Source organism: Lachnospiraceae bacterium oral taxon 096, assembly GCA_018141845.1.
In the GTDB taxonomy this organism is placed as follows: Bacteria; Bacillota; Clostridia; order Lachnospirales; family Lachnospiraceae; genus F0428.
Genome location: CP073340.1, coordinates 1,603,418 through 1,628,337, shown reverse-complemented (window position 1 = coordinate 1,628,337; position 24,920 = coordinate 1,603,418). Strand labels below are relative to the sequence as shown.

The following is a 24,920-nucleotide window of genomic DNA, read 5'->3' as shown; positions in this document are numbered from 1 at the left end:
GTTATTTCATCTTATCCTGTATAGCCTTTTCCACTCTTTTGTCCACAAAGTGGCTGATATCTCCATTGTAGGAAGCAATCTCCTTGACAATGCTAGAACTTAGATATGAATATTGTAAATTTGTTGTCAAAAATACAGTCTCTACATCTGGTGCAATGACCTTATTCGTCAAGGACATCTGCAACTCGTATTCAAAGTCTGTCACAGCACGTAGACCTCGAACAATGGCTTTTGCACCTACTTTGTGAACAAAGTCAATTAATAACCCGTCAAAATCGACAACCTCAACATTTTCTATATCTGAAGTTACTTCTTGTATCATTTTAACACGCTCTTGCACTGTAAACAATGGATTTTTTGACTTATTGCGCAAGACACCAACAATCAATTTGTCAAATACAGAAGCTGATCTGCGAATAATGTCCATATGTCCATGGGTGACAGGATCAAAACTGCCTGGATATACTGCAATCTTCATATTTATCTCCTTCGCAAAAATATATGCTTATTTGTTTTATATTCTTTGACTTTTGTAAGCTCCCATATCTGGTCAGAGATGGTAGAAATATCCGTCTCCTTAGACATTTCCACAATAATCAAGGTATGCTCATCAATGAATGAAGAATTCTCTAAAATATCAAGTACCTCATTTTCCATTTGATGATTATACGGTGGATCCATGAATATAATGTCAAATGGCTCCTTTTCTGTCTGCTCTAACTTTTTTAGTCCATATCGAAAATCCCCCGGCATAATGCGTGCATCCTCTGCTAGATGGGTGGTCTTTAAATTCTCCCGAATCATTTCCACTGCTCTTGGATTTTTTTCAATCAAAACAGCATAAGAAGCGCCCCTACTGAGCGCTTCTATCGCTATGCCTCCACTGCCTGAAAAGATATCTAAAAATCTTGACTCAGGCAAAATCGGCATCAACATATTAAAAATCGTTTCCTTGATTTTATCTGTCGTTGGTCTTGTCGCATCGCCAGGGATTGTCTTTAATTGGAGTCTTCTTGCCTTTCCTGCAATTACTCTCATCACATTTCCCCACTATCTTACTTAATTGGCCTTTGGTGCCTCCACTGCAGCGGCCTCAGAAGACTTTGTTGGTGCCGAATTGGCCACTGTCTCTGATGTCGGAGCCTTTGTTTCCTCTGGAGCCTGTGAAGGCTGTGCTACTGGTGCAGCAGCTGGTGCCGTTGTCGCACTATTGGTATAGAAACAAAGAACTGGATATCCCTCGCTAATATTTTCATAAAATACCTTGGCTACAGATGGTGGCAAATTAATACAACCATGGGAACCACTGGTCTTATAAATGGATCCACCAAATGAAGATCTCCAAGGGGCATCATGGAAGCCAATGCCATTATTAAATGGCATCCAAAAACTTACCGGTGAGGCATAGCCTTGACCCTTTAAGATCGCATCTTTTTGCTTATAAGCAACGCTGTAAGCTCCCCCTGGTGTCGCCATTCCCTTGGAAAGATTTCCAGATACAAAATCTGAAGAAATCACCAGTCCTCCATTTTTGTAAAAATACACCTTCTGTGCGGAGAGATTGACTTCGACATAGGAATTGCCATAGTCATTGCTTCCGTGAGAAGCTGCCTTTCTCGAGTAGACAAAATCCCTTGAAACTTGTTTTCCCTCAGTAATAATCTTTTTAATCTGTGCTGCCTCTGCACTTTGATTAATCTTCCAACCATAACTTCCGCCAGAGATGGTCACTGTTCCGCCACCTGTCATCTGGAGAGTCTTTGCCTTATTATAGGTATCATACTTCTTTGCCATAGACTTGACATAGTCTGCAATCTTACTATCACTAATGACTGCTTTTCCATCCCCACCCACGCTCAACCACTTGCTAATGGTCTCACCAGACAAGGTCTCACCCACAGAATAGGTAATCTTTGCCGAAGCGTACTTATTCATCTCATCCTTTGCCTCAATCAATTGGGTATCATTTGCACGAACCTTTGGATTGGCATAGAGACTGTTGCCATTTGCATCTAAATCAATCTCTGGCTGCATCGTAAGCATAGATTGCTTAATGACCTCCTTGGCCTTTGCCACATCCAATTGATTTCCATCCACTTCTGGAACAATACTAAATCCTTTTCCACTGACATAACTAGAAACTTTTGCATCTTCTGGAGCAACAAATGTCGCCTCATCCAGTGCCTTTAACTTGACCACAGAACCATCAAAGAGACCTTCATCGAGTTCAACATTGGTTTCAACTGTCAAATCATCCTTTTTCTTCATATGTGGAAGCCACTGTAAAATCTTTTGATCATCCACCATTTTCTTTAAAGTTTCATCTGGCACATAGTGTAGACCAACACTTGAGCCCTTAAAAATTTCCTCGCCATTGCCTCTTGACTTGATGACAATTTGATAATTTGCAATCTGTCCCTTAATAATATCCTGCACCTGCTCCGGTGTCATATAAGAGACATTGATTCCATTGATATAGGTGTTTGGGAAAAACTTTTTATTAAAGGTCTGTGCCTTGATGACATAACCAATGCTGATTGCACCTGCAATCACCAATATACCACAACCTATCCCTTTTAACCACTTGCTTCCTGTTGTCTTTTTCTTTGCCTTCGTATCCGCTACGGGCACTCTTGTCAGTACGACATCCTGTGTTTGTGCCACATTGTTCTCTACTTCTGCCATTTCTTCCTTTCCTCACCCTACAAACTCAACCGATTGTAATAATTTTTTTTATACTTTTCCATCTGCTCCTTTAGACTATACAGCTCTTTTTGTGTACAGTCAACACACCCTTCAAAAATCATGGCACAGGCCTGCTGTGCCATTGCAAGTTCTGCTGCGTCACTGTATATGTCTGCAATCCCAAATACAAACTCTCCACTTTGGGCAATCCCAAAGAGTTCACCTGGTCCACGCAGCCTTAGATCCTCTGATGCAATGAAAAAACCATCATTTGAATTTCCCACGACATCTAGTCGCTTCTTCGCATTTTCCTTTTCTGATGTTCGGACAAAAATACAATAGCTCTGTAAATCGCTTCTCCCCACACGCCCTCGAAGCTGATGCAAGGAAGCAAGTCCAAATCGCTCCGCATTTTCAATCATCATCACCGTGGCCTTGGGTACATCCACGCCAACTTCAATGACCGTTGTCGACACCAAAATATCAATTTTTCCATGTGTGAACCGTTCCATTATATCATCTTTTTCTTTTTGTTGCATCTTACCGTGCAAAATTTCTATAAAATAACGATTATTAAAATATGTTTTTAATTTCGCACCATAATTCATCACATTTTCAAGGGAACTTTCCTCCCCTTCCTCGACCATCGGACAAATCACATAGGCCTGATGCCCCTTTTGTACTTCCTTTGCAATATGGGCATAGGCTTTCTTTCGATCCTTTGGTTCAATGACTACATTTTTAATTGGTAATCTCCCCTGTGGTTTAACAAAAATCTGCGTCACATCCAAATCCCCATACAAAATCACTGCCAGAGTCCTTGGTATCGGTGTTGCACTCATCACCAGAATATGAGGCTGTGCCCCCTTTTGTGCAAGATTTTGACGCTGCATCACACCAAATCGATGCTGCTCATCCGCAATCACAAGAGCAAGTTTGTCAAATTCTACCCCATCTTGTAAAAGTGCATGGGTCCCAATCACAACATCAATCTCATGACTTTTTATTTTTTTGTAGGCCTCTTCGTGCTGTTTTTTGGTCATTGAGCCCGTCAACAGTGCTACCCGATAATTTCCATCGATATGGGAAAAAAGCTTTTCAAATGCCAATAGATGCTGTTTAGCCAAAACTTCTGTCGGAACCATCAATGCCCCCTGATAACCCTGTTGAATAACTGCATAGAGGGCAGCAAAGGCAATCACCGTCTTTCCTGAACCAACATCGCCCTGCACAAGTCGATTCATCACCTGATTTGAAGCCATATCAGCTAAAATAGCTTCCATTGCCTCTTTTTGTGAAGAAGTCAAGGCAAAGGGAAGTGCTTCAAAGAATGGTTGCATAGAACATCTTTTTATGCAATAGAGAGAATGGAGATGCTTCCTTGATTTTGCCTCAAATTTTGTCAAATATAAAAATAAGAAAAATTCATCAAAGGCAAGCCGCTTCCTCGCCATAACCACTTCAGAAAAATCTCTTGGAAAATGGATTTTTTCCACAGCCTTTTTGAGACCACAGAGTAAAAACTTCTGCCGAATTGCTTCGGGCAAAAATTCGTTCATATCCTCACTTTGCCCCAAGGCTGCGGCCACAAACTTGGCCATTGCTCCACTTGTTATTCCCTTAGTCAATGGATAAACACTTTGAAGGTGTAAACATAGCTTCTCATATTCATCCACCTCATAAATGTTGGGGTGCTCCATCTCTAGCACCCCATTTTTTTCTATAACTTTTCCCACAAAAATATGGCGAGTAAATAGTTTTAATGTCATCGCCAAGTAGACAGCATTGTACCAAATGACATTGACTTTTTTCCCCGTTTGATCTTCCAGCACAGCGGTTGTGACTTTCTTTTTTCCAAAGATGCGATTGTTCAATGGTTTGACAATCTGTGCATAGACACTAATTTCCTCCCCCGGCTGTGTCGGATGAAAAAATACTGGTTCTTCCATCTTTTCATATCGCAGCGGATAGTGCCTTAGCAGATCTTCTATCGTCTCAATATCCAATTTTTTGAGAAGATTTTTCGTCTTTTCTCCCACGCCCCTTAGACTGGTCACTTTATCTTGTAGCATTTTATTCCACCGAAATAATATAGTAATAGACTGGCTGATTTCCCAGGTGAAGTTCTACCTCTAGGGATGGATATGCCTTTTGAATCTCACTAGATAAAGCTTTTGCCTCATCTTCTTTCCTATCCTCCCCATAGTAAATGCTCAACAGCTCACTATCTTGTGTAACAACTGTCTTTAATGCCTCAAGAATAACGGTATTGATTTCCTCACCTGCACTGAGTATGCCCTGATCGCCAAGGGCCATCACATCCCCCTTGTGGATTTGAACTCCGTCAATGCTGGTATCTCGCACTGCATAGGTCACTTGCAAGCTAGAAATGGTCTTCATCTGCTGAGTCATTTCCTCTAGATTTTCTTCCGGTTCACTCTCTGGCATAAATCCAAGCATTGCGGTAATTCCCTGTGGAATAGTCTTTGTCTCCACCACATAGACCTTTTTGTCCTGAACAACCTCTGCTGCCTGTTTTGCTGCAAGAATAATATTTTTATTATTTGGAAAAATAAAAATATGATCTGCATTGACTTTTTCAATGGCCTGCAAGATATCTTCCGTGCTTGGGTTCATGGTCTGACCGCCTTCAATCACCTCGTCAACCCCAATTCCCTTAAAAATTTCACTTAATCCTGAACCCGCACAGACGCTGATACAGCCATATTTTTTCCTCGGCTTTCTTCTCTCTTCATCCGCCTTTTTTTGCTCCATCGCCACACGCTGTGCGTCCTTAATGAGTCGCTCATGATGTTCCTGTCTCATGTTGTCAATTTTAATTCTTGAGAGTGCACCATAAGTCAATGCCCTTTGAAGGGCAAGCCCTGGATCATTGGTGTGCACATGAATTTTGACCACATCTTCATCGGCCACACACACGATAGAATCACCAATCGAAGACAAAAAGTCCTTCAATTGATCCTCCTCCTCTAAAGGCATTGGTTTATTCAGATGAATAATAAATTCTGTACAATAGCCAAAGTGAATATCTGAAGTGGAAAGATGAGCGGTGTCCACATTTTCTGCATTCTCTTTGACCACTATTGACTTTTCCTTTAAAAAGTCCGCAGAAACTTCTTTTCCACTGAGAGCATAAAACGCTCCCCTGACTACTTCCATCAATCCCTGACCACCAGAATCTACAACTCCTGCCTGCTTGAGGACAGGAAGCATCTGTGGTGTCTGAGCCAATACCTCATCTCCTCGGTTCATCACCTGTGCACAAAACTCGACAATGTCATCGCTTTCTTGTGCAAGCTCAATGGCTCTCTCACTCATTGCCTTGGCCACAGTCAAAATTGTTCCCTCTTTTGGCTTCATCACAGCATGATAGGCTGTCTCCGTCGCCCTTTCCATTGCAGCAGCCAATAACATCACATCAATTTGCTTTGCATCTTGAATGACCTTGGTAAAGCCACGCAAAAGCTGTGACAAAATTACACCCGAATTTCCCCTTGCTCCTCGCAGTGAACCCGAAGCAATCGCTCTAGCTACTGCTGTCATATCATTATCTGCAGCAGCCACAGCCTTTGCAGCTTCAAGAATGGTCATGGTCATATTTGTTCCCGTATCTCCATCGGGCACGGGAAATACATTTAATTCATTGATCCAGTCCTTTTTTGCCTCTAAGTTTTGGGCTGCCGATAAAAACGCCCGCTTTAGAAGCACTACATCTATCTGTTCCACAGATTTCCCTCCTTAATCGATTACTCTGACGCCTTCCACGAAGATATTGACCTGTTCTACTTTCATTCCTGTAAATAACTCCACACGATACTTTACATTTTCAATTAAATTATCGGATACCGCATGAATATTTACCCCATAGGCAATAATCACATGAAAATCAATACTTAGCTGATTGTCTTTGATCGAAACCTTTACCCCCTTGGTAAGACTTTCTCTCTTTAACAATTTCACCAATCCGTCTCGAACACTAATTGCAGCCATTCCCACAATGCCAAAGCACTCCACCGCCTGCAATCCAGCGTATAACGCAATCACATCTGGGCTAATCATCACATCGCCCAATGTGTTATTCAATACTCCATTGTCCATATCTGCTCCTTCCCTGCCATAGATGTGCAGAGATAAAAATTGATTGTGCACTATCTATTATACTATATTTTATGCTTTTTGCAATAGCTCATCCTCTGCCACACATCTTCTATCTACGGAAATGATTTTTTGCTTGCAAAAACTTGCTCTTTCTGTTATCATAGCTTTGTTATGGATTTTTTGAATCCGAATCCGAGCGCATTTAAGGAGGTGTAATCGTTTATGGCAAAGTGTTCAGTAACTGGAAAGTCTGTTCTATTTGGTAATACTGTCAGCCACTCTCACAGACGTGGTAACAAGATGTGGAAGCCAAACCTTAAGAAGGTCAGAATTAAGACTGCTGGCGGAAATACCAAGAGAGTTTGGGTTTCTACCTCAGCATTACGTTCAGGTCTTGTTGAGCGTGCTTAATAGATAAAGATGGAACTTAAATAAAGAGGGAGTTTTCAAGTTTTATACTTGAAAGCTCCCTTTTGCTTTATCTCATAAATAAACTGAATGGGCGATGTCTACTCCATCGCCCATTCATTGATCATCTTCTTATTTTTCTAATGCTCTCCACTTAAAGTTTGGAACGACATCAGACCACTTTTGAATACCAATCAGTGACTTTGCAAATGCTGTATTTTCAAGCGTCTCTGACTTCTTATCAATATTCTTAAATACGGCCCAAATCTTTCTTCTCTGTGTGGCTACAATCTGATCTCCCTTGCTCATATCACATTTCCAAAGACCAAAGGAAAGTCCACTTCTTACTTCCACAGGTGCATCCACTTGACGGCTCAAAATATAAGCATCAATTAGCGGATTGGAATCAACAAGATAATAGCTGTAGGCATAAGCTGCTGCCTGCAATTGCTCAACATCTCCTCTAGTTGCCGATGTCGCTGTAAATCCCTGCTCGGTAAGAATAATATGTCTTGGTTTTCCATCTGGTGCTGAAAGTGCACTCTTTTTGAAATAGTCAGTCAAAGTACCTAAGTTTGCAAAGTTGATCACCTGGGAATTCTCATCATTGCTAAACTTTCCAGTCTTTACATCATCCCAAAATTCCGGCTCAGTCATTGGGAATGGATATGGGTGATAGGATAATCCCCACGCAATGTCTCCCTTGGCCATTACCTGAGAATTAAAGGAATCGACAATCTCCTTGCCGCCATACTTTGTCTGACCATTCTTCTCCTCTGGATTGTTCCAGTTGTAATCGAGAGAATAGTACACACGGTCATTGGCACTTGTGCTCTTAATGGCTGTGTAGAAAAGTCGAAAGGCCTTTTCATAGCTGCGCACATAGGCTGTCAGATCCTTTGGTCCAACATAGTTCCAATATTGATTATTAATCTCATTTCCAATAATCCAGTTGGAAACCTTGCCTTGGCTGGCATTGCTTCCATTGTAGCGCTGTGCAAGAAATGCGGCAATGGCTCTCGTCTTTTCAAATCCTGCCTCTGTCTCTGCATTAAACAGATAGTAGGCTGCCTTGTCCGTCTTTTGTGTTCCTGGCTGGAACAAATCCGGCTCATTGGCATTGTACCCATTTAATAAGATGGCGGTAACGGTCATTCCCTTTCCCGAAAGAGCAGAAATGGTCTTATCATATTGCTCAATCACCGACTTATTAAAGTGATAGGTCTTTCCATCATAAGTAAAGTCAATTCCTTGACCCATAATCTGGTCAAATGTGATATTGGTTGCCACATGCTTTACACCAAGCTCAAATGCATCACCGAGCATATTGATCTCAATGTTTAATCCCTTTTTAGTCAATGGCTGATTAAACGCAACCTGATTTGGTGCAACCACTTCAGGGTTTGTCACATAGTGAACTTCACTCACTGGAATGTACTTTGAACCATCGTACACAGCAACGACAAAACTACTGTAGAGGCGATCATCTGCTTTTCCTCTGTTGAGAGGAATATTGGTTGTAGAACTTCCTGTGGAAATCTTTGCCAAGTAGTCTGACCTTCCATCTAAGCTCTGACGATAAGACTGCGTCTCAAAGAGATAAAACTGCCCATCTGTGCCCGTCATATCTCCCGATGTCGTCGCCTTAATCTGGATATTCTGCTTATCTGCTGTAACAAGAGCTGATTGAATGGATGCTTTTGCCTGAATTTCTGCTGCATAACTTGTCAATGACGAAAATCCACTGACGGCATAGCCTACACCAAAGAGCATTGCTGCTGACAACATAAAAGCAGAGACTTTTTTTACTAAATTCAATTTCTTCATGATTTGCCTCCCACCTTTATCCAACTAGTTTCCTTAGTATCATACTCCATTCGTAGCAGATATACAATTACAATTCTATGACAATTTACAAACAGTTTTAGTTCGATATCCTTAAACAGACAATACTGAAAATACGGCATAATGCGTAGCAATTCCCAAATAGCATTAATACTAACACAATATTTTTGTAACACTTTTGTAATATTACTTTTTTGTTTTTTAATGCCATCAAAATCAGTGGCAAACAAGGAAGAAAATATCTTCCCTGAACCCCCTGAATATACTTTGAACTAATCGGTGTCCAAGCAATCAGCATCGAAAATTGAACCAAAAAAATGCACATTCCCACCATCAAAAATATCCAGATTCGATTCCTCTTTGAAAAGACCATCTTCTCCTCACTCTGGCGCAGTCCAAGAACCAAAAGACAAGCACTAAATCCAAGAACAACAATATAGGGAATGTCTAAGATAGGGTCCATATTTCCAAGGTAGCCACCAATCATTGTGCGGTGATAAAAATCGCCCTGACTCACCCAGCTTTGGTAAAAGACCTTTAGCGTCTGAAATGGATGATGCAAAGAATATTGTAAGGAATACCCCTCTTCCTTTGCCCAACCGACATAACTTTGTGTTTCCACTGCATAATTGGTAATCACTTGGTGATTGACCAAATACATTGCCACAGCCCAAAACAAAAAGACCACTCCTCCAGCCAGTAGCATCTTTTTTATTCCCCCAAATTTTTTTACAGGAATAAAAAGAGCAACCCCCATTAGTGGAGCATAGACCATCTTGCATGGACCTGCAAGAGCCACAATAATGGCCAAAAGGGCGACATCTTTTACACTGACTTTCTCTTTTTCTAAGGCCAACCAAAGACAGATCGCAATATACAGCCCCCAGAGCGATAAAATGTAAGCATCATAGGAAAAAGAAGCTGCCAAATGCAACACCATAGGAAGCAAATTGACTCCAAAATAGATCTCTTTATATACAGGTAAAATCTTTATAGTCAATGTTGTAATGAAGACAAAAAAGAGCAAATTAAAAAACCTTCCCATATAGGCAAGCCCAAGACTATTCATATTGCCAATTCTTGCCAAACTAATTCCTAAAGCCTGTGGAAAATAGGCAATCGGCGTAGTGATCACAGGTGGAAATTGAGAGAGTGCAAGGGCATCTTCTGGCAAGTCCTTGGTGTCTGCATTGCCACGCCCCGAAAGACCAACTTGATGAATTAAGCGATACGCCCCCTCATCGAGCACTCTGGATAAAACCACCGATTCCTTTTCTTTATTTTCCTTGTCCAGCGGCTTTTCTAATGTTCCAATTTTGTCCTTAAATTCATAGTCGCCCTGCACATCCTCCAAAAATAAATCCTGTGCACGAATCAAAACATGACCATCTTGATAGGTCGCCTGCTTTCCCATCAAGCGATTGGACAACTGATAAGCACTAATATAGTGACTAATTTCATCAGGTGCAGAAAGTGGTGGCAAGACAAAAAGATAAAAGATCCCCAAAATCAACACAAGTGGTGCATAGATTACCCAAAGTCTTTTCTCTCCTTCTTTGAGTAACCATGCACCAAATCCGCCAAAAACAACCATCACTCCCACGGCAAGGAATAAATAATTCTTCTTTAGCCAAGAATCTTTGCTGACCATTGCCCCACTCAAAACATCAAGATATTGCAAAGCAATAAAAAATAAAAGTGCCAAACATAGAACCAAAAATCCAATTCTATACTTTATCTTTTCTTCCATATTTCCCCCATTCATCTACAATTTAGTCATACATTCCGTCAAAAAAAGTATGGACATATCCTCTTTTATCCATTGTTGCATTGTCAAAGCGAAGAATTTTCGTTGTCTTTTTTTGCTGATGGACATAGCCCTCCATCGACATTGTCTTTTCCTTTTCTCCCTGCCAATGGACAATCGCATCTTTTCTAATGCGAATAATGGTCTTATAGGGATTGGCTGTATTGGTATTGTCAGCTCCACCAACAACCTCCACCACTGCCTCATAGCCATCGGAAATACTTTTTATATCCTTTATATTGCACCAAGCCATACTTGGATTATAGCGTTCCGTCAAGTTCTTACAATAATAGCCCTGTATCCACTTGCCCTGTGCATCGACCATATAGCCGTCGGGCGTCAAACTCTGCGTATACATTGCACCATCTGGACCAACATAGTAATTATTGATCCATTCACTCTTGGCCATGTAGCTACTTGAATGGAAGTAATACCACTTACTGTTGATATTCTTCCAACAGCCCCTGGCGTATCCTCCATTTTTTTGTTGCCAATGCCAGCCTCCTGCATCCTGTTTCCATGTTCCAGCGTAGCTTGTCATTGAAAAACTAACCATTGCGATTAAACTAAGTATTGACAATGTTCTTACCTTTTTCCTCATCATCGCCACCCCCTGTATCCTATTTCCAACTATTTTTATTGTATGATGATTCTGCTTTTTGTGCAAGAAAAAATGCCTAGTTTTTATCAAACTAGACATCTCCCTTATTCTTCTATTCTTCTATTCCCCATACCTCCTGTGCAATTTCCTTGACTAGTGCAATCTTTGCCCATTGCTCTTTTTCTGTGAGCTTATTTCCAATCTCGCAGGAAGCAAAACCACATTGTGGACTTAAATAGAGCCTCTCCAGTGGCACATACTTTGCTGCCTCATAAATTCTCTCAATTACTGCCTTTTTGTCCTCTAACTTTGGTGACTTGGTTGTAATCAGTCCCAACACGACTTTCTTCTCGCCAGAGACTGCCTGAAGTGGCTCAAATCCACCACTTCGCTCATCATCAAACTCAAGAAAGTAGGCATTAACATTTTCTCTTGCAAACAAAGTCTTTGCCACAGCATCATATCCTCCCGTACAAGCCCAAGTAGAGTGGAAGTTGCCCCTACAAATATGGGTGTTCACCACTAAATCCTCTGGCTTTCCCTCAATAGCCAGATTGTTGACACGGAGCAAATCTTCTTTTATTTGCTCAAGTCCAGCCTCATCTGTGCCAAAAATAAGAAGTGCCCTCGGATCAACAACCACACCCCAAGAACAATCATCAAGCTGAATATTTCTACAACCTGCTGCATAGACCTGTGCAAAAAACTCATGATAAATCCTAGCTATCTCCTGAATGACTTCCTCTCTTGTCGAATAAACTTCTTCTGTGCTATCTACATTAATAGGTATAATCAATTGCTCCAAAAACTGTGCTGGCGATGGAATCGTCAACTTCGCCACTGTCTCCTCATCTTCCAGTGCCTTGACAAAGCGAAAATGTTCTACAAATGGATGCTCTTTTTTCAGTCCCAATTTTCCTACCAAAAAAGTATCATCAATCAAGGCCTGCTCATCGTGAAATGGAATGCCTGTTTCTGTCGGCTTGTGGTTAATGCCGTCAAATCCCCACATAAAGTCAAGATGCCAAGTGGCTCTTCGAAATTCTCCATCAGTAATTACCTTTAGTCCTGCTGCCTTTTGCTTTTTGACAAGTTCAACAATCTCCTCGTCCTCCACCTTTTTTAGGACAGCTGTATCAATTTCTCCCTTGGCAAACTTTTCTCTTGCCTCTTTTAATCTCTCTGGTCGTAAAAAGCTTCCCACCACATCATAGCGATGAGGTGTTGTATGTAAATTTTGAATACTCATTTTTTGTTCCTCCATATCTCTTCTTGAAAGTATCGTAACACTTTGCAAGAGATTTGAGTAATCCCAATAAAAAATGCCCTGATATAGTTTTTAACTATACCAAAGCATTTCCCCTTCATTAGGACTTTAATTCTTCCGCCATTTCCTCTGCCTTTTGTGTAGCTTCAACGGAGACTTCATCTTTTCCTGTAAAGCGATGAATTAAATCAGGAACCATATCAAGAATCTTTGAAATGGCATCTTGATTTCGGACATTCACTAATTTTGTCACCCCATTTTGAATAATCAAGACGGCCGCTGGTGTCATCTTTGCACTCATTCCACCACCAGAATTGTCCTTTGATGCCTGTGCAAAACTTCCTGCTGCCATTCCACAAGTCACATCCACCAGCGGAATAATCACGGCATCATTTAAGTGGACTGGCTCCCCGACAACGGTCTTTGTGTCCACAAATTTGTCCATACCATTAAACAATGCCTCTACATTCGAAACAAAACTCTTATTTTCTGCCATACATTCTCCAATCTACTTCTTTTTTACTTTCTTATATAAATACCTAAAATTCCTATCAAACCATATTTTCACACAAATCCATATCAAAGAAAATAGCCGAACTCGTCCTCGAAAATAGAGATCCAAATCGATGACCTTTTCTGTAAACATTGGCACCAACTCAACGCTCTTTGCATAACATGGATACAGCAGTGACACATAAGTTAAAATCTGCCCTGTTGTCGAAGGATCTTCAAATCCAAACTTTGCCCTTCCCTTTATTTTTCTTGGCAAACTATGTCTGACCATCTTCCACGCCCCATCAATGAGAAGTAAAATCGCCCGATGAATCCTCTGATCACTGGCCATCTCCTTTATATGCTTTATCTTTTCCTTGATTTCCTTGATCCTCTTGCCAATCTGTTGAAATTGAATCTTTTTTGGCTTCTTCTCTGTTGACTCAGCTTCTTTTGACTTAGCTTCGTTTAATTCAACTTCTTTTGGCTCAGCTTCTGTTAGCTCAATTTCCGTTGGCTGAACTTCTGTTGACTCGGCTTCGTTTGGCTCAATTTCTGTTGGCTGAACTTCTGTTAAATTCTCTTCTGCATCTGGCTCATCCAACTTTTCCTCTATAACTTTTGCTTCTTTGGTTTCCTCTTTGCTCTCTTCTTTTTGGCTTCTTTCTTCAAGAAGTCGATCGAGTTCTTCCTCGGAATAATCAGCAGACTCAAGATGATCTTCCTTGTCATTTTCTTTCTCATCTGCCTTCCACTTCCACAGTGTAAACCAAAGTAATCTTGCTCTGGCATAGACTTTCTCTTGATAACCGCCTTCTATGCAAATCAGTCGAAACAGCCATGTGATCTGTGTTGCCACACATTGATTTTTATCATTGTAGGAAATTTTTCCATCATAGCGAAGAGGGACAAAGAGTATGGCCAAGATGCCAAGAATCAGCAACCCGATCACCACCAACAAGAGTATGCCAATAATTTTTAATATTGTCAAAAAGATTGTCAGCATCTACCCTCCTATTCTTTGCCCTGAAGATAGGCAAGAATATCCTCATTTCCCATCTTCTCTATGCTATCTTCCAGCATCTTTTTCACCAACAAAAAGGCTTCCTGCCTTCCCTCGGCGAGTCCAACAATTTTATAGTGGTCATATTGTGGCAATAAAAAGGCAATATTGTGGATAATCTCTAGCCTTGCCCGTCTTCCCTCTTCCAAAGAATACGCAATCACATACAAAAGTGGAGCTTTCACTCGCTTTTTAATCGCTGCGATATGTGCTCTTTTGTGATCCCTTGCATACTCACCAAAATATAAATTCTTATTCCACTCAATCTTTCGTCCCATTTACTCAAAATATTCCAAAATACATTTTCTAAGTAAGTTCAAAGCGGCAGACACTGCCTCTTCCCGAACTTGCTTTCTCGTTCCTGTAAAATGATACTCCTCTGTCTGAATCTTATCATTGACACAGCAGGCAATGTAGACAAGTCCTACGGGCTTTGTTGGGGTTCCACCATCTGGACCCGCAATCCCTGTAATGGCAAGACCAGTGTCTGTTCCCACCTCAAGCACAGCTCCCATGGCCATTTCCTTAGCGGTTTGCTTACTCACTGCACCGTATTTTTTTAATGTGCTCTTGCTGACATTCAATGTCTTTCGCTTTGCCTTATTGCTGTAGACCACAAATCCCTCTCGAAATGTCTCAGACACTCCAGGAACATTAATTAGTTTTGCTGATAAAAGTCCACCTGTACAAGACTCCGCTGTCGCAATTGTAAGCTCATATTTTTCAAGCAGTCGAACAACCATCACCTCTAAGGTATCCTCAAGTCTAGTCGAATAAATTTGATTACCAAACCGCTCTTTTAAGGCCTTAGATACTGGCTTAATCATCATCTTTGCTTCCTCTTCCATATTTGCAGAAGCAGAAAGTACGATATGTACGCGTCCGTCATAAGTTTCCACCAAAAAGCCAATCTCTGAATGTTTTTCTACAAGGTCTTGAATGCTTTCTCTGACTTCTTCCTCGCTCAATCCATATAACTTAATTGTCTTATATCTTGTTACTAAACTTGTCTCCATATCTAAAGCCCACCTTTCCTATATCTCCTACATTGGTTCAGATGTCAATACACCATGATTTTTTGCCAAATAGTCAATGAGTGAAATCACCGTCAGTGCTGTCATTACAATGACCATCGCCCTTGTAATAAAAATGAGAGGTTGAAGATGAATGATCATTAAAATAACCGCAATCATCTGTGACACCGTCTTTAATTTCCCCCACCAACTGGCCGCAATGACAACTCCCGCATCTGCGGCAACCAATCGAAATCCGCTGATCACAAATTCTCTGGCAATAATAATGATAACAACAACCGCACTGATTTGTCTAAGCTCTACAAAGCAAATGAGTGCCGAACAGACCAATAATTTATCTGCCAAAGGATCCATAAACTTTCCAAAATTTGTCACCAAGTGGTATCGCCTAGCAATCTGACCATCCAGCATATCGGTCAAACTGGCCACAATAAAAATAATCAGCGCCACCACTCGAAGCATTTGATTTTGTCCTTGCCCCCACAACAAACTGGCCACAAAAAAGGGAACCAATAGCACCCGAAGTAGGGTTAATTTATTGGGTAAATTCATACTAATTCCCCCATTAAATCATACTCCGAAGCTCCTGTAATCTTTACTCGAACAAAATCGCCTGACATATGATTTCGATCGCTCTCCACAAAGACATAGCCGTCCACCCCCGGAACATCCATATAGGTCCTTCCAATATAGACGCCATCGTCAGGGATATTTCCCTCAATCACCACATCCAGCTCCTCACCGATAAGCGATTGCAAGTGAGCTAGAGAAATCTCCTGCTGTAAGAGCATAATCTCCTCTCTTCGTGCCTCCTTCACCTCTTCGTCCACTTGATTTTCAAATCCTGCTGCAATGGTCCCTTCTTCTTCGCTGTAGGTAAATACACCCAATCGCTCAAATTGCATCTCATCGACAAAGTCCTTTAAGATTTCAAAGTCTTCCTCGGTTTCTCCCGGAAATCCGGTAATCAAAGTAGTTCTCAAGGTAATATCTGGAATTTTCTTTCTTAACTTCTCAACAATTTCCTTTAAATCATTTTGATTGGTTCTCCTTGCCATCCTGCGAAGAATACGATCAGAGGCATGCTGAATGGGAATGTCCAAATAGTGGCAAATCTTTTCTTCACTAGCAATCGTATCAATTAATTCATCTGTAATCTCCTCCGGATAGCAATACAAAATGCGAATCCAACGAATCCCCTCTATGCCACAGAGTCTCTTTAATAATTCAGGAAGCATCTTCTTCTGATAGAGATCCACGCCATAGAGTGTCGTCTCTTGAGCAACCAAAATCAATTCCTTTACGCCTTCACTCGCCAGTTGTGTTGCTGCCTCCACAAGCTCCTCCATCGGATAGCTTCGATAATGCCCTCTCAAGCTTGGAATAATACAATAGGTGCAATTTTTATCACACCCCTCCGCAATCTTTAAATAAGCATACCATCCACCCGTGGAATTTAATCGCTTTGTTGAGATTTTTGGCAGGCGATCTAAATCTAAAAATTCCATCGCCTTTTCCCCACGAAGTGCATTTTCCACAGCTTCTTCAATTTTATCGAAGCTACTCGTTCCAATCAATGCATCGACTTCTGGAATTTCCTCAAGAATCTCATCCTTATATCTTTGGGCCAGACAACCTGCCACAATCAGCACCTTCAAATTGCCCTCTTCTTTTAATCTCGCTGTATCAATAATGGTATTGATACTCTCTTGCTTTGCATCCTCAATAAAACAACAGGTATTGACCACAATCACATCGGCCTGTGTCTCATCATCTGTAAAGGAATATCCCTTTTGTGCCATTGTACCCAGCATATGCTCTGCATCAACTAAATTTTTGTCGCATCCCAGCGAAATCATACTAATTTTCATCAATCTTTTCCTTATCTTTTCGGTATAAAAAGCCATCATACTACACATTGGTAATAAGATGGCTTAATTTTATTCTTCGTCCTGATCAACATCTTCAGAGACAATTCTTACCTTATGCTTATATAACTCTTCTACAGCAATAGAAAGTGGCTTTTTCCCAAAAGATGGAACCTCGGCCTCTTCCCCAGCAATCAATTGTCTTGCTCTTTTTGCTGTCGCAAGAACAATGGAATAGCGACTTTGTACCACTGGCTGTTCGCCTGGTTCCACATCACTATTTACGACATTAATTAAATCGGTATATGATGGATGTAACATTAATTTTTCCCCCTAGAATATTCTCTTTCCATGTCATTTTGTATGTTTTTAATCAGCTCTTTATTGTAGCGAATATCAAAGTGCTGTGCTTCAATGAGCTGATGCAAACTTTTCACCGTCTGATCTAAATCGTCATTGACCACAATGTAATCATAGGCATCTATACTCCTTGCCTCTTCTACAGCTCTATGAAGTCTCTTTTCAATTTGCTCAATGGTTTCGGTCCCTCGACCAATGAGACGCTCCTTTAAGGTCTTTGCATCTGGTGGAGTAATAAAGACTAAAAGTGCTTCAGGAAATTTTTTCTTAATCTGCAATGCTCCCTGAAGTTCAATCTCCAAGAGGACATCCTTTCCCTCATTGATTTTTTCCATCACATAGGCCGTCGGCGAACCATAACTATGCTCAACATATTCTGCATATTCCATCAGTTCGTCATTTTCAATCATCTTTTTGAAACATTCCTTCGTCACAAAATGATACTCCCTGCCATCGACTTCACCCTCTCTGGGCTTTCTTGTTGTTGCAGAGATATTGAGCTCATATTGATCGTAGTCAGTCACCAACCTCTTCATCAAAGTTCCTTTACCTGCGCCCGAAAAGCCAGAAACAACAACGATTAAACCTTTTCTCATCTTTTTTCACCACTATTCTATATTTTGAATTTGCTCTCTGACCTTTTCAATCTCTGTCTTTAGTGCAATGGCCTGATCGGCCACCTCCATATCGGTTGACTTTGACAAGATCGTATTTGCCTCTCGATTCATCTCCTGTGCGATAAAGTCTAGCTTTCTGCCCACAGACCCTTCCGATCGAATGGTCGCCTTCGTCATCTCGATATGACTTTTGAGACGGACAACCTCTTCATCAATGCTCACCTTGTCTGCAAATATCGTAACTTCCTGTACAATGCGATTATCATCAATGGCCGTTGTCTCCAACAATTCCTTGACCTTTGTCTCCAGATTTTTCCGATACTTTGCAATAATTTGTGGTGCCCGTCCCTCAATGTCACTGACAAGTTCTGACATATAATCAAGCTTATCTACGAGGTCTTTGATAAGATTTTGACCCTCAGACTCCCTAGAATGGGTAAATTCCTCACAGGCCTTTTCAAGACCATACGAGAGAATCTCCCACATCTTTTCCTCATCCTCTGGCACTTCTTCCATCGTAAAAACTTCTGGCATCTGCGCCAAAGTAGATATCTTCAAATCATTGACCGTAAAGCCGACATCTTTTTGCATCTGCTTACAATATTCCACATATTGCCGGGCAATATGACCGTTATACTTTAACAATACCGGTGTCCCCTCATAATCTTCATAAGAAATATAGAGATCCACCTTGCCCCTTTGAATATATTTTTTCAACAAATTGCGGATGGAAGCTTCAAAAATATTGAATTTTTTTGGCATCTTTAGACTTAAGTCAAAATATCGGTGATTTACTGACTTGAGTTCGACAGACAACTTATATTGATCTGTCAGTTGTTCTGCTCGTCCGAAACCTGTCATACTCTTTATCAATGTCAAAACCCTCTTTTCTACTTTTTTACACAACTATCTATTATTATAGCTGTAGATTGAGATCAAGTCAATTATCGCTTATTCACAATTTCCCCTTGACATTTATAAATGCAATTTGCATCCACACAGCCTCTTACGCTAGAAAGTGGGTAGATATTTGCATTCTTTCCAATGATGGTTCCTGGATTTAAGATGGAACCACAGCCAACCTCCGTGCCATCGCCAACAATAGCACCGACTTTTTTCATTCCTGTTTCCACATCGCCATCTTCAAAGTGAATCTTTACCAATGCCTTGTCACTCTTTACATTGCTTGTCAAAGAAGACGCCCCCAAATGGCTCTTATAGCCAATAATAGAATCGCCAATATAGTTATAGTGCGGTGTCTGTGCCCCATCAAAAATGATGGAATTTTTTACCTCACAGGAATTGCCAACTACGGCATTTTTGCCAACCAAGACATTTCCTCTAAAGTAGGCACAATGTCTCAATTCACTTCCCTCGCCAACAATCATCGGCCCTGTCAGACAAACCGTCGGTGGAATGACCACACTCTTGTGAATCCAGATATTCTCTCCCACTCTTTGATACTCTTCTTGTGGCAGGCTCTGCCCAAGCTGTAAAATCAAGTCTCCAAGCCCCTTTAGTGCTTCCCAAGGATAGGTAAACTTCTTTAAGTACTCCCCAGCCATCGTCTTTTCTAAATCAAATAAAATCTCAATCTTTGCATCCTCTCTTCTCATCTCACTCTAACTCCTTATCCTATTTTTTGTAAAATTTTGATACCCGATCAAAGGCCTCTCGAATGAGGTATTGATTGCTCTTTTGCATCACCCCATAGGTTCGCCTTCTCACAAATGTATCCAGTTTTTGCATATACTCCTCCTGCGTAATACTGCCCTGTGCCACATAGTTTAAGCCCTTTTCCCAACTGGCTGTCAGTTCTGGATTCAGCAGTTGGGCAATGGAAGCAAGTACCACCTCATAGACCATTTCGCCAAGCTGTGTCGGCGTGATGGCTTGCGTCTTTTTGTTGAGTCCTAGATACTTAATATTCACTAGCTTCTTTAGGATATCGGCCCTCGTCGCCGAAGTGCCAATGCCACTGCCCTTGATGTGACTTCGCAATTCTTCATCTTCAATCAATTGCCCTGCATTTTCCATCGCAAGGATCATAGAGCCAGAGGAATACCGCTTTGGCGGTGTTGTCTCTCCCTCTTTGATATAGAGTTTAGCGACATTTATTGTATCACCCTTTTTTAGTTTTGTCACCATAGCGATCAATTCTGGTCGCTCTTCTTCGCCTTTTTTTTCCTCTGACTCATCAAGCAACATCTCTGCGACTGCAAGATATCCCCTTTGCACACAGACCTTTGTGTTGACAAAGAAATGTTCCTTCCAAACGCCAATCTCTATCATATCCTTTTGATAGATGGCTGGCGGATAAAAAATACTTAAAAATCTCCTGCAAATTAGTTCATAGACTTTCCTAGCTAGCGGACTTTGTTTTTCCAAGGCATAGAGCCCCTGCCCCGTTGGAATAATCGCATAGTGATCGGTAATCTGCTTATCATTGACATATTTTGACTTTGCAATAGAAAGAAATGTCTTTTTCCCCATCACCTCTTTGGCAAAGTCAGCCACCGCCTCGACCTTACAAAGTCCAGAAATATTTTTTCCAATCTCCTTAGCTACCGCCGTCGAAAGTACTCTGGCATCGGTTCTTGGATAAGTCACCAATTTCTTCTCATAGAGCTCTTGAATAATCTGCAATGTCTCATCTGGACGAATCTTAAATCGCTTTGAACATTCATTTTGAATTTCTGCAAGATTATACAGTAGAGGTGGATTTTTCACTTCCTTCTTTTTTTCTGTCTTTAACACCACACCTTCTTTGCAGTCTCTGAGCTCATCAATCAAAACTTTGGCATCCTCTTCTTTTTTAAAGCCATTTTCTCGATACAGCTTTGGCGATTGAAAATATTTAGACCCTTCCACAGCTCTCCACTCGCCCGTAATCACCACGCCATCCCTAGAAAAGTCGCTTAGCACTCGATAAAACGAGGTCTTAACAAAATCTCGAATTTCTCTTTCTCTTTTGACCACCATCCCAACGACACAGGTCATCACTCGCCCAACACTTAAGACAATTCGATCCTTTTTCATTAGACTTGCCAATGTATTTCCATACCGCAAGGTCAACAGTCTTGAAAAATTAATCCCCATCAAATAGTCTTCTTTGGCCCTTAAATAGGCAGAAGCTGCGAGATGATCGTACTCTTTCCAATCCTTTGCATTTTCAATTCCTCGAAGAATTTCTTCCTCCGTCTGTGAATCAATCCAGACGCGCCGCCTTTGTTTTGTCGAGGCGACCTTTGCCATCTCATCCACTAAGCGGTAGATATACTCCCCTTCTCGCCCTGAGTCTGTGCAAATATAGATACAGTCAACATCTTCTCGATTGAGAAGACCACTGACGATATCATATTGCTTTTTTACACTATCAATTACCTCATAGCGAAAGGTCTCTGGAATAAAAGGCAGGGTATCTAACGACCAGCGTCGGTACTTCTCATCATACTTTTCTGGATAACTCATCGTCACCAAATGCCCAACACACCAAGTTACAATCGCTTCTTTTGACTCAATATAGCCATCACTCTTTACTCCCGCAATGCCTAATGCCTTCGCAAAGGCCTTGGCTACACTGGGCTTTTCCGCAATAAATAACCTCATAAATTCTCCTTAAAACTCAAAGTAAAAGATGGTCGTCTTATCAAAATGTTCTCCTGGAAGTAAAAGTGCTGTGTGAGACAAGTTTGGAACAAATTCTGTCTCAAAACAATACCCACTATGGGCATTAAACTTTCCACTCAAGCCATTTCCTGTATAAAACTGAATACTTGGTAAATCTGTCCATACCGTAAGCTTTCGCCCACTCACAGGATCTTTTGCCCCCGCCACTTTCTTTACTTCGAGATTACAATCATTGATAATCCAAGCGTGGTCATAGCCATTTTCTCTTTTCGTATATGGACTCTTGATATCCCTTCCAATTTCCTTTTCCCTGGTAAAATCCATTGCGGTATCCTTTACCGAACAAAGCCTTGCCATCGACAACAAATCATAATCATTTGGCAAAAAGTAATCTGCATCCATCCAAACCTTTTCTTTTAAGACATCGCAATCTGCCGATAGATGAAAATAGACATGGCTTGTCATATTGCAAATGGTCGGCTGATCCGTTACTACATCGTAGTGGATCTTTACACCATTGTCCTCTGTCAATGTGTAACTCACACAGACTTTTGCATTTCCAGGAAATCCTTGATCGAGATCTGGGCTATCTAAGAAAAATTTGACTGTATTATTTTTTTCATCTACGCTTGCTTCCCATACTCTCTTTCCCCAATACTTTGGTCCCGAATGAAGATTATTCTTTCCCTCATTCTTTTCCAAGGAATATAATTTTCCCTGAATCATACACATTCCATCACTCACTCGCCCAGCATTTCGCCCGACAATCGCTCCCATCTGTGCCCTGTCCTTTTCGTACTCCTCCATGCTGTCGTATCCGAGCACGACATTGTGATACCCCTCTTTTTCTGGCAAAAGCATTTCTTTCCAGATCGCACCATAGTCTAAAAATGATGCACTCACTCCATTCGCATTAGAAATCGCATACTTTTTTACGATTCTACCTTCTCTCGTTTTTCCAAATTCTTTTATATAAATTGCCATATTGCTCCGTTACTGAAAACTTATAAAAAGCTAATAAACTTTTATGTTTCATTCCTACTTCATCGAGTATGCTTTCATACTGAATAAATTCAAATACTAATTACAAGTTCTTGTACTCTCCGTAGGCGTCAATTCCCGATTAACGTTCGGTACATATCTGTAATAACTTTAAAGTGTTACACTACAGATTGTTTTAAAACATTCTCTCCATACTGCTTTAGATTCAAACTTGCTTGAAAATCTCTATCTATGATGTTTCCACATTCACATTTATAAATTCTGTCAGACAGTTTCAAATCTTTTTTAATATTTCCACAACAACTACATAGTTTAGAACTTGGAAAGAATCTGTCTGCTATAATGACTGAAATATTATTCCAGTTAGACTTATACTCAATCTGCTTTCTAAATTCATAAAAACATTGTTGTTGTACTGCTTTGGATAAATGCTTATTTTTCATCATTCCACTTACATTCAAATCTTCCATACAGATAAAACTTGGTTTTCGCTTTATGATTTCAGATGTTGTCTGATGTAAGTAGTTTTGACGAATATTTGTTAATCGTTTTATTACTTTTAAAAGTTCTTTTTCTCTTTTTATTATGTTACTTGTTTTACAATAACTGCCTCCTTTCTTATTTTTCTCATATCTTCTTGATATTGAACGCTGTAACCTGCGTTTTTTCTTTTCTATTTTTCTTACTTTTTGTGTTTTATTTATGTTCTTATAAGTATTTCCATCAGAACAAACTGCTAAGTTTTTAATACCTAAATCAATTCCGACACCATCATTTGATGGAAGATTATTATTGTCATCTACTTCAATTCCAATGGATACATACCAATACAATCCATCATATGTAAAGCGTGGATTTAAGTATTTACAGTTAATTGGTATTCTTTCTTTTTCACAAAGTCTAATCCAATTCAATTTTTGTTTATTTCGTCTTTTACTCATTGAAAATCCTTCGACTTTTACATGAGTATCTGTAAACTGAATTTTACCAGTATCTTGATAAAAAGAAGGAGTTGAATGCTTTTTACTTTTAAATTTAGGATATTTGCATTGCCCTTTGAAAAATTTTTTATAGGCATTACAAGCATCTTTGATTGCTTGCTTTGTTACATTATTACTTACTTCATTTAACCATCTATACTCTGGCAGTTTCTTTAGCTGTGTAAATTCTTTTCGTAATTCATTATCCGATAAGAATTTATTTTTTTGCTTATCGTTCTCTTGTTCCTTTGTAATAGCCCAATTGTAAGCAAATCTCGCACATCCAGCATATTGAAATAGTTTAGTAATCTGTTTATTATTTGGGTATAGTCTGATTTTTATTGATTTTATCATTTTTCACTGTCAACCTCCATTAATTCATTTACTAATTTTCTAGCTTTATTAGCACGTTTGCCTTGTAATTTACAACTAAAAACTGTGATAATTTGAACTAAATCTTCTACAAGCTCTTGCTGTTCTGGTTTTTCTGTATTATCAATTATTTCTATGTCACAATTATATAAACTTGCAACATATTCAACTAATTCAAATCCAAATCTTAATAATCTGTCTTTATAAAGAACTACAACTTTTTCCACTTCATGCTGAGATATACGTTTGATTAATTCTCTTAAACCCTTTTTCTTATAATTAATTCCAGAACCTATATCCGAAATTATTTCATAAGGTTTCCCTTGAGCATTTAGATACAGCTTCATATTCTCTATTTGTCTTTCTAAATCATCTTTTTGTTTATTGCTTGAAACTCTGCAATATCCAATGACAATTCTATTCAAATCAGATTTTATATTCATAACCTGATTTAATTGTTCATGAGAATAATATCTGTATCCATTACTAGACACATGATGTGGATGAAGTTTACCGTTTGCATCCCAATTTCTAAGTGTTTGGGCTGATACTCCTAAAATTCTTGAAAATTCTCTGATAGAATAGTATTTACTCATAATTAAAGTTCTTAAAGCCTCCTTTTCAATATTTATATTTTATTTTATCATTAAAACTTATAAAAATCAACACATATTTATAATTTTTTATAAATTATTCTTAACAGTTGTTAGCCCCCTTCACTCTTAGATTTTACCACAACTTTTGACAAAAATCCTATTTTTTTATTCAGC

Annotated in this window: 25 protein-coding genes; 1 reads left to right on the top strand and 24 read right to left on the bottom strand. The window is 39.9% G+C overall.

The window, feature by feature from the left end:
* Position 1: 1 nt before the first annotated feature.
* Genes coaD through J5A74_07985 form a run of 6 tightly spaced genes read right to left on the bottom strand, consistent with a single transcriptional unit; the run spans position 2 to position 6,804 of the window.
* A complete protein-coding gene (gene coaD / locus J5A74_08010; GenBank protein QUI95324.1) occupies positions 2–478 on the bottom strand; it encodes a pantetheine-phosphate adenylyltransferase in 477 nt (158 codons plus the stop codon).
* A gap of 2 nt (positions 479–480) precedes the next feature.
* Complete coding sequence (gene rsmD, locus J5A74_08005; protein QUI95323.1) at positions 481–1,038, bottom strand: 16S rRNA (guanine(966)-N(2))-methyltransferase RsmD; 558 nt, start codon at positions 1,036–1,038, stop codon at positions 481–483.
* 21 nt (positions 1,039–1,059) lie between these two features.
* Entirely contained in the window at positions 1,060–2,685 is a 1,626-nt protein-coding gene (locus J5A74_08000; protein QUI95322.1) for a peptidoglycan binding domain-containing protein, read from the bottom strand.
* Positions 2,686–2,702: 17 nt separating this feature from the next.
* Positions 2,703–4,757, bottom strand: a complete 2,055-nt coding sequence (gene recG, locus J5A74_07995; protein QUI95321.1) for an ATP-dependent DNA helicase RecG — start codon at positions 4,755–4,757, stop codon at positions 2,703–2,705.
* Position 4,758: 1 nt separating this feature from the next.
* On the bottom strand, positions 4,759–6,432 hold the full coding sequence (locus J5A74_07990) for a DAK2 domain-containing protein (GenBank protein QUI95320.1): 1,674 nt from the start codon (positions 6,430–6,432) through the stop codon (positions 4,759–4,761).
* Positions 6,433–6,444: 12 nt separating this feature from the next.
* A complete protein-coding gene (locus tag J5A74_07985) occupies positions 6,445–6,804 on the bottom strand; it encodes an Asp23/Gls24 family envelope stress response protein (protein ID QUI96862.1) in 360 nt (119 codons plus the stop codon).
* A gap of 222 nt (positions 6,805–7,026) precedes the next feature.
* Here J5A74_07985 and rpmB point away from each other — a divergent pair, with 222 nt between their 5' ends.
* The gene (rpmB, locus tag J5A74_07980; protein QUI95319.1) at positions 7,027–7,215 is read left to right on the top strand and encodes a 50S ribosomal protein L28; all 189 of its coding nucleotides are present in this window, start codon (positions 7,027–7,029) and stop codon (positions 7,213–7,215) included.
* A 129-nt stretch (positions 7,216–7,344) separates the two neighbouring features.
* Here rpmB and J5A74_07975 read toward each other — a convergent pair whose 3' ends face one another.
* The 18 genes from J5A74_07975 to J5A74_07890 form a co-directional block, all read right to left on the bottom strand.
* A complete protein-coding gene (locus J5A74_07975; protein ID QUI95318.1) occupies positions 7,345–9,039 on the bottom strand; it encodes a Tat pathway signal protein in 1,695 nt (564 codons plus the stop codon).
* A gap of 97 nt (positions 9,040–9,136) precedes the next feature.
* Entirely contained in the window at positions 9,137–10,807 is a 1,671-nt protein-coding gene (locus tag J5A74_07970; protein ID QUI95317.1) for a DUF2142 domain-containing protein, read from the bottom strand.
* Positions 10,808–10,829: 22 nt separating this feature from the next.
* Positions 10,830–11,468, bottom strand: a complete 639-nt coding sequence (locus J5A74_07965; protein QUI95316.1) for a hypothetical protein — start codon at positions 11,466–11,468, stop codon at positions 10,830–10,832.
* 109 nt (positions 11,469–11,577) lie between these two features.
* Entirely contained in the window at positions 11,578–12,714 is a 1,137-nt protein-coding gene (locus J5A74_07960; protein ID QUI95315.1) for a 5-methyltetrahydropteroyltriglutamate--homocysteine S-methyltransferase, read from the bottom strand.
* Positions 12,715–12,832: 118 nt separating this feature from the next.
* On the bottom strand, positions 12,833–13,228 hold the full coding sequence (locus J5A74_07955) for a GerW family sporulation protein (protein ID QUI95314.1): 396 nt from the start codon (positions 13,226–13,228) through the stop codon (positions 12,833–12,835).
* 12 nt (positions 13,229–13,240) lie between these two features.
* Positions 13,241–14,230 (bottom strand): hypothetical protein, encoded by a 990-nt coding sequence (locus J5A74_07950; GenBank protein ID QUI95313.1) that lies wholly within the window; start codon positions 14,228–14,230, stop codon positions 13,241–13,243.
* 8 nt (positions 14,231–14,238) lie between these two features.
* Entirely contained in the window at positions 14,239–14,565 is a 327-nt protein-coding gene (locus J5A74_07945; protein ID QUI95312.1) for a hypothetical protein, read from the bottom strand.
* A complete protein-coding gene (locus tag J5A74_07940) occupies positions 14,566–15,303 on the bottom strand; it encodes a nicotinamide-nucleotide amidohydrolase family protein (protein QUI95311.1) in 738 nt (245 codons plus the stop codon).
* Positions 15,304–15,330: 27 nt separating this feature from the next.
* Positions 15,331–15,873, bottom strand: coding sequence for a CDP-diacylglycerol--glycerol-3-phosphate 3-phosphatidyltransferase (pgsA, locus tag J5A74_07935; GenBank protein ID QUI95310.1), 543 nt, complete (start codon positions 15,871–15,873; stop codon positions 15,331–15,333).
* Positions 15,870–17,192: a 30S ribosomal protein S12 methylthiotransferase RimO gene (gene rimO, locus J5A74_07930; protein QUI95309.1), complete on the bottom strand. Its 1,323-nt coding sequence runs from the start codon at positions 17,190–17,192 to the stop codon at positions 15,870–15,872. Before rimO ends, pgsA begins: the two co-directional genes overlap by 4 nt.
* Positions 17,193–17,261: 69 nt before the next feature.
* A complete protein-coding gene (locus tag J5A74_07925; GenBank protein QUI95308.1) occupies positions 17,262–17,510 on the bottom strand; it encodes a DNA-directed RNA polymerase subunit omega in 249 nt (82 codons plus the stop codon).
* Entirely contained in the window at positions 17,510–18,145 is a 636-nt protein-coding gene (gene gmk, locus J5A74_07920) for a guanylate kinase (protein QUI95307.1), read from the bottom strand. Before gmk ends, J5A74_07925 begins: the two co-directional genes overlap by 1 nt.
* Before the next feature lie 12 nt (positions 18,146–18,157).
* A complete protein-coding gene (locus tag J5A74_07915) occupies positions 18,158–19,039 on the bottom strand; it encodes a YicC family protein (protein QUI95306.1) in 882 nt (293 codons plus the stop codon).
* A gap of 71 nt (positions 19,040–19,110) precedes the next feature.
* Complete coding sequence (locus tag J5A74_07910) at positions 19,111–19,782, bottom strand: UDP-N-acetylglucosamine pyrophosphorylase (GenBank protein ID QUI95305.1); 672 nt, start codon at positions 19,780–19,782, stop codon at positions 19,111–19,113.
* Between the two features lie 19 nt (positions 19,783–19,801).
* Positions 19,802–21,775, bottom strand: a complete 1,974-nt coding sequence (locus tag J5A74_07905; protein ID QUI95304.1) for a type IA DNA topoisomerase — start codon at positions 21,773–21,775, stop codon at positions 19,802–19,804.
* 9 nt (positions 21,776–21,784) lie between these two features.
* Positions 21,785–22,780: a galactose mutarotase gene (locus J5A74_07900; protein QUI95303.1), complete on the bottom strand. Its 996-nt coding sequence runs from the start codon at positions 22,778–22,780 to the stop codon at positions 21,785–21,787.
* A 176-nt stretch (positions 22,781–22,956) separates the two neighbouring features.
* On the bottom strand, positions 22,957–24,132 hold the full coding sequence (locus tag J5A74_07895; GenBank protein QUI95302.1) for a transposase: 1,176 nt from the start codon (positions 24,130–24,132) through the stop codon (positions 22,957–22,959).
* Positions 24,129–24,746 (bottom strand): IS607 family transposase, encoded by a 618-nt coding sequence (locus tag J5A74_07890; GenBank protein QUI95301.1) that lies wholly within the window; start codon positions 24,744–24,746, stop codon positions 24,129–24,131. Before J5A74_07890 ends, J5A74_07895 begins: the two co-directional genes overlap by 4 nt.
* Positions 24,747–24,920: the final 174 nt, after the last annotated feature.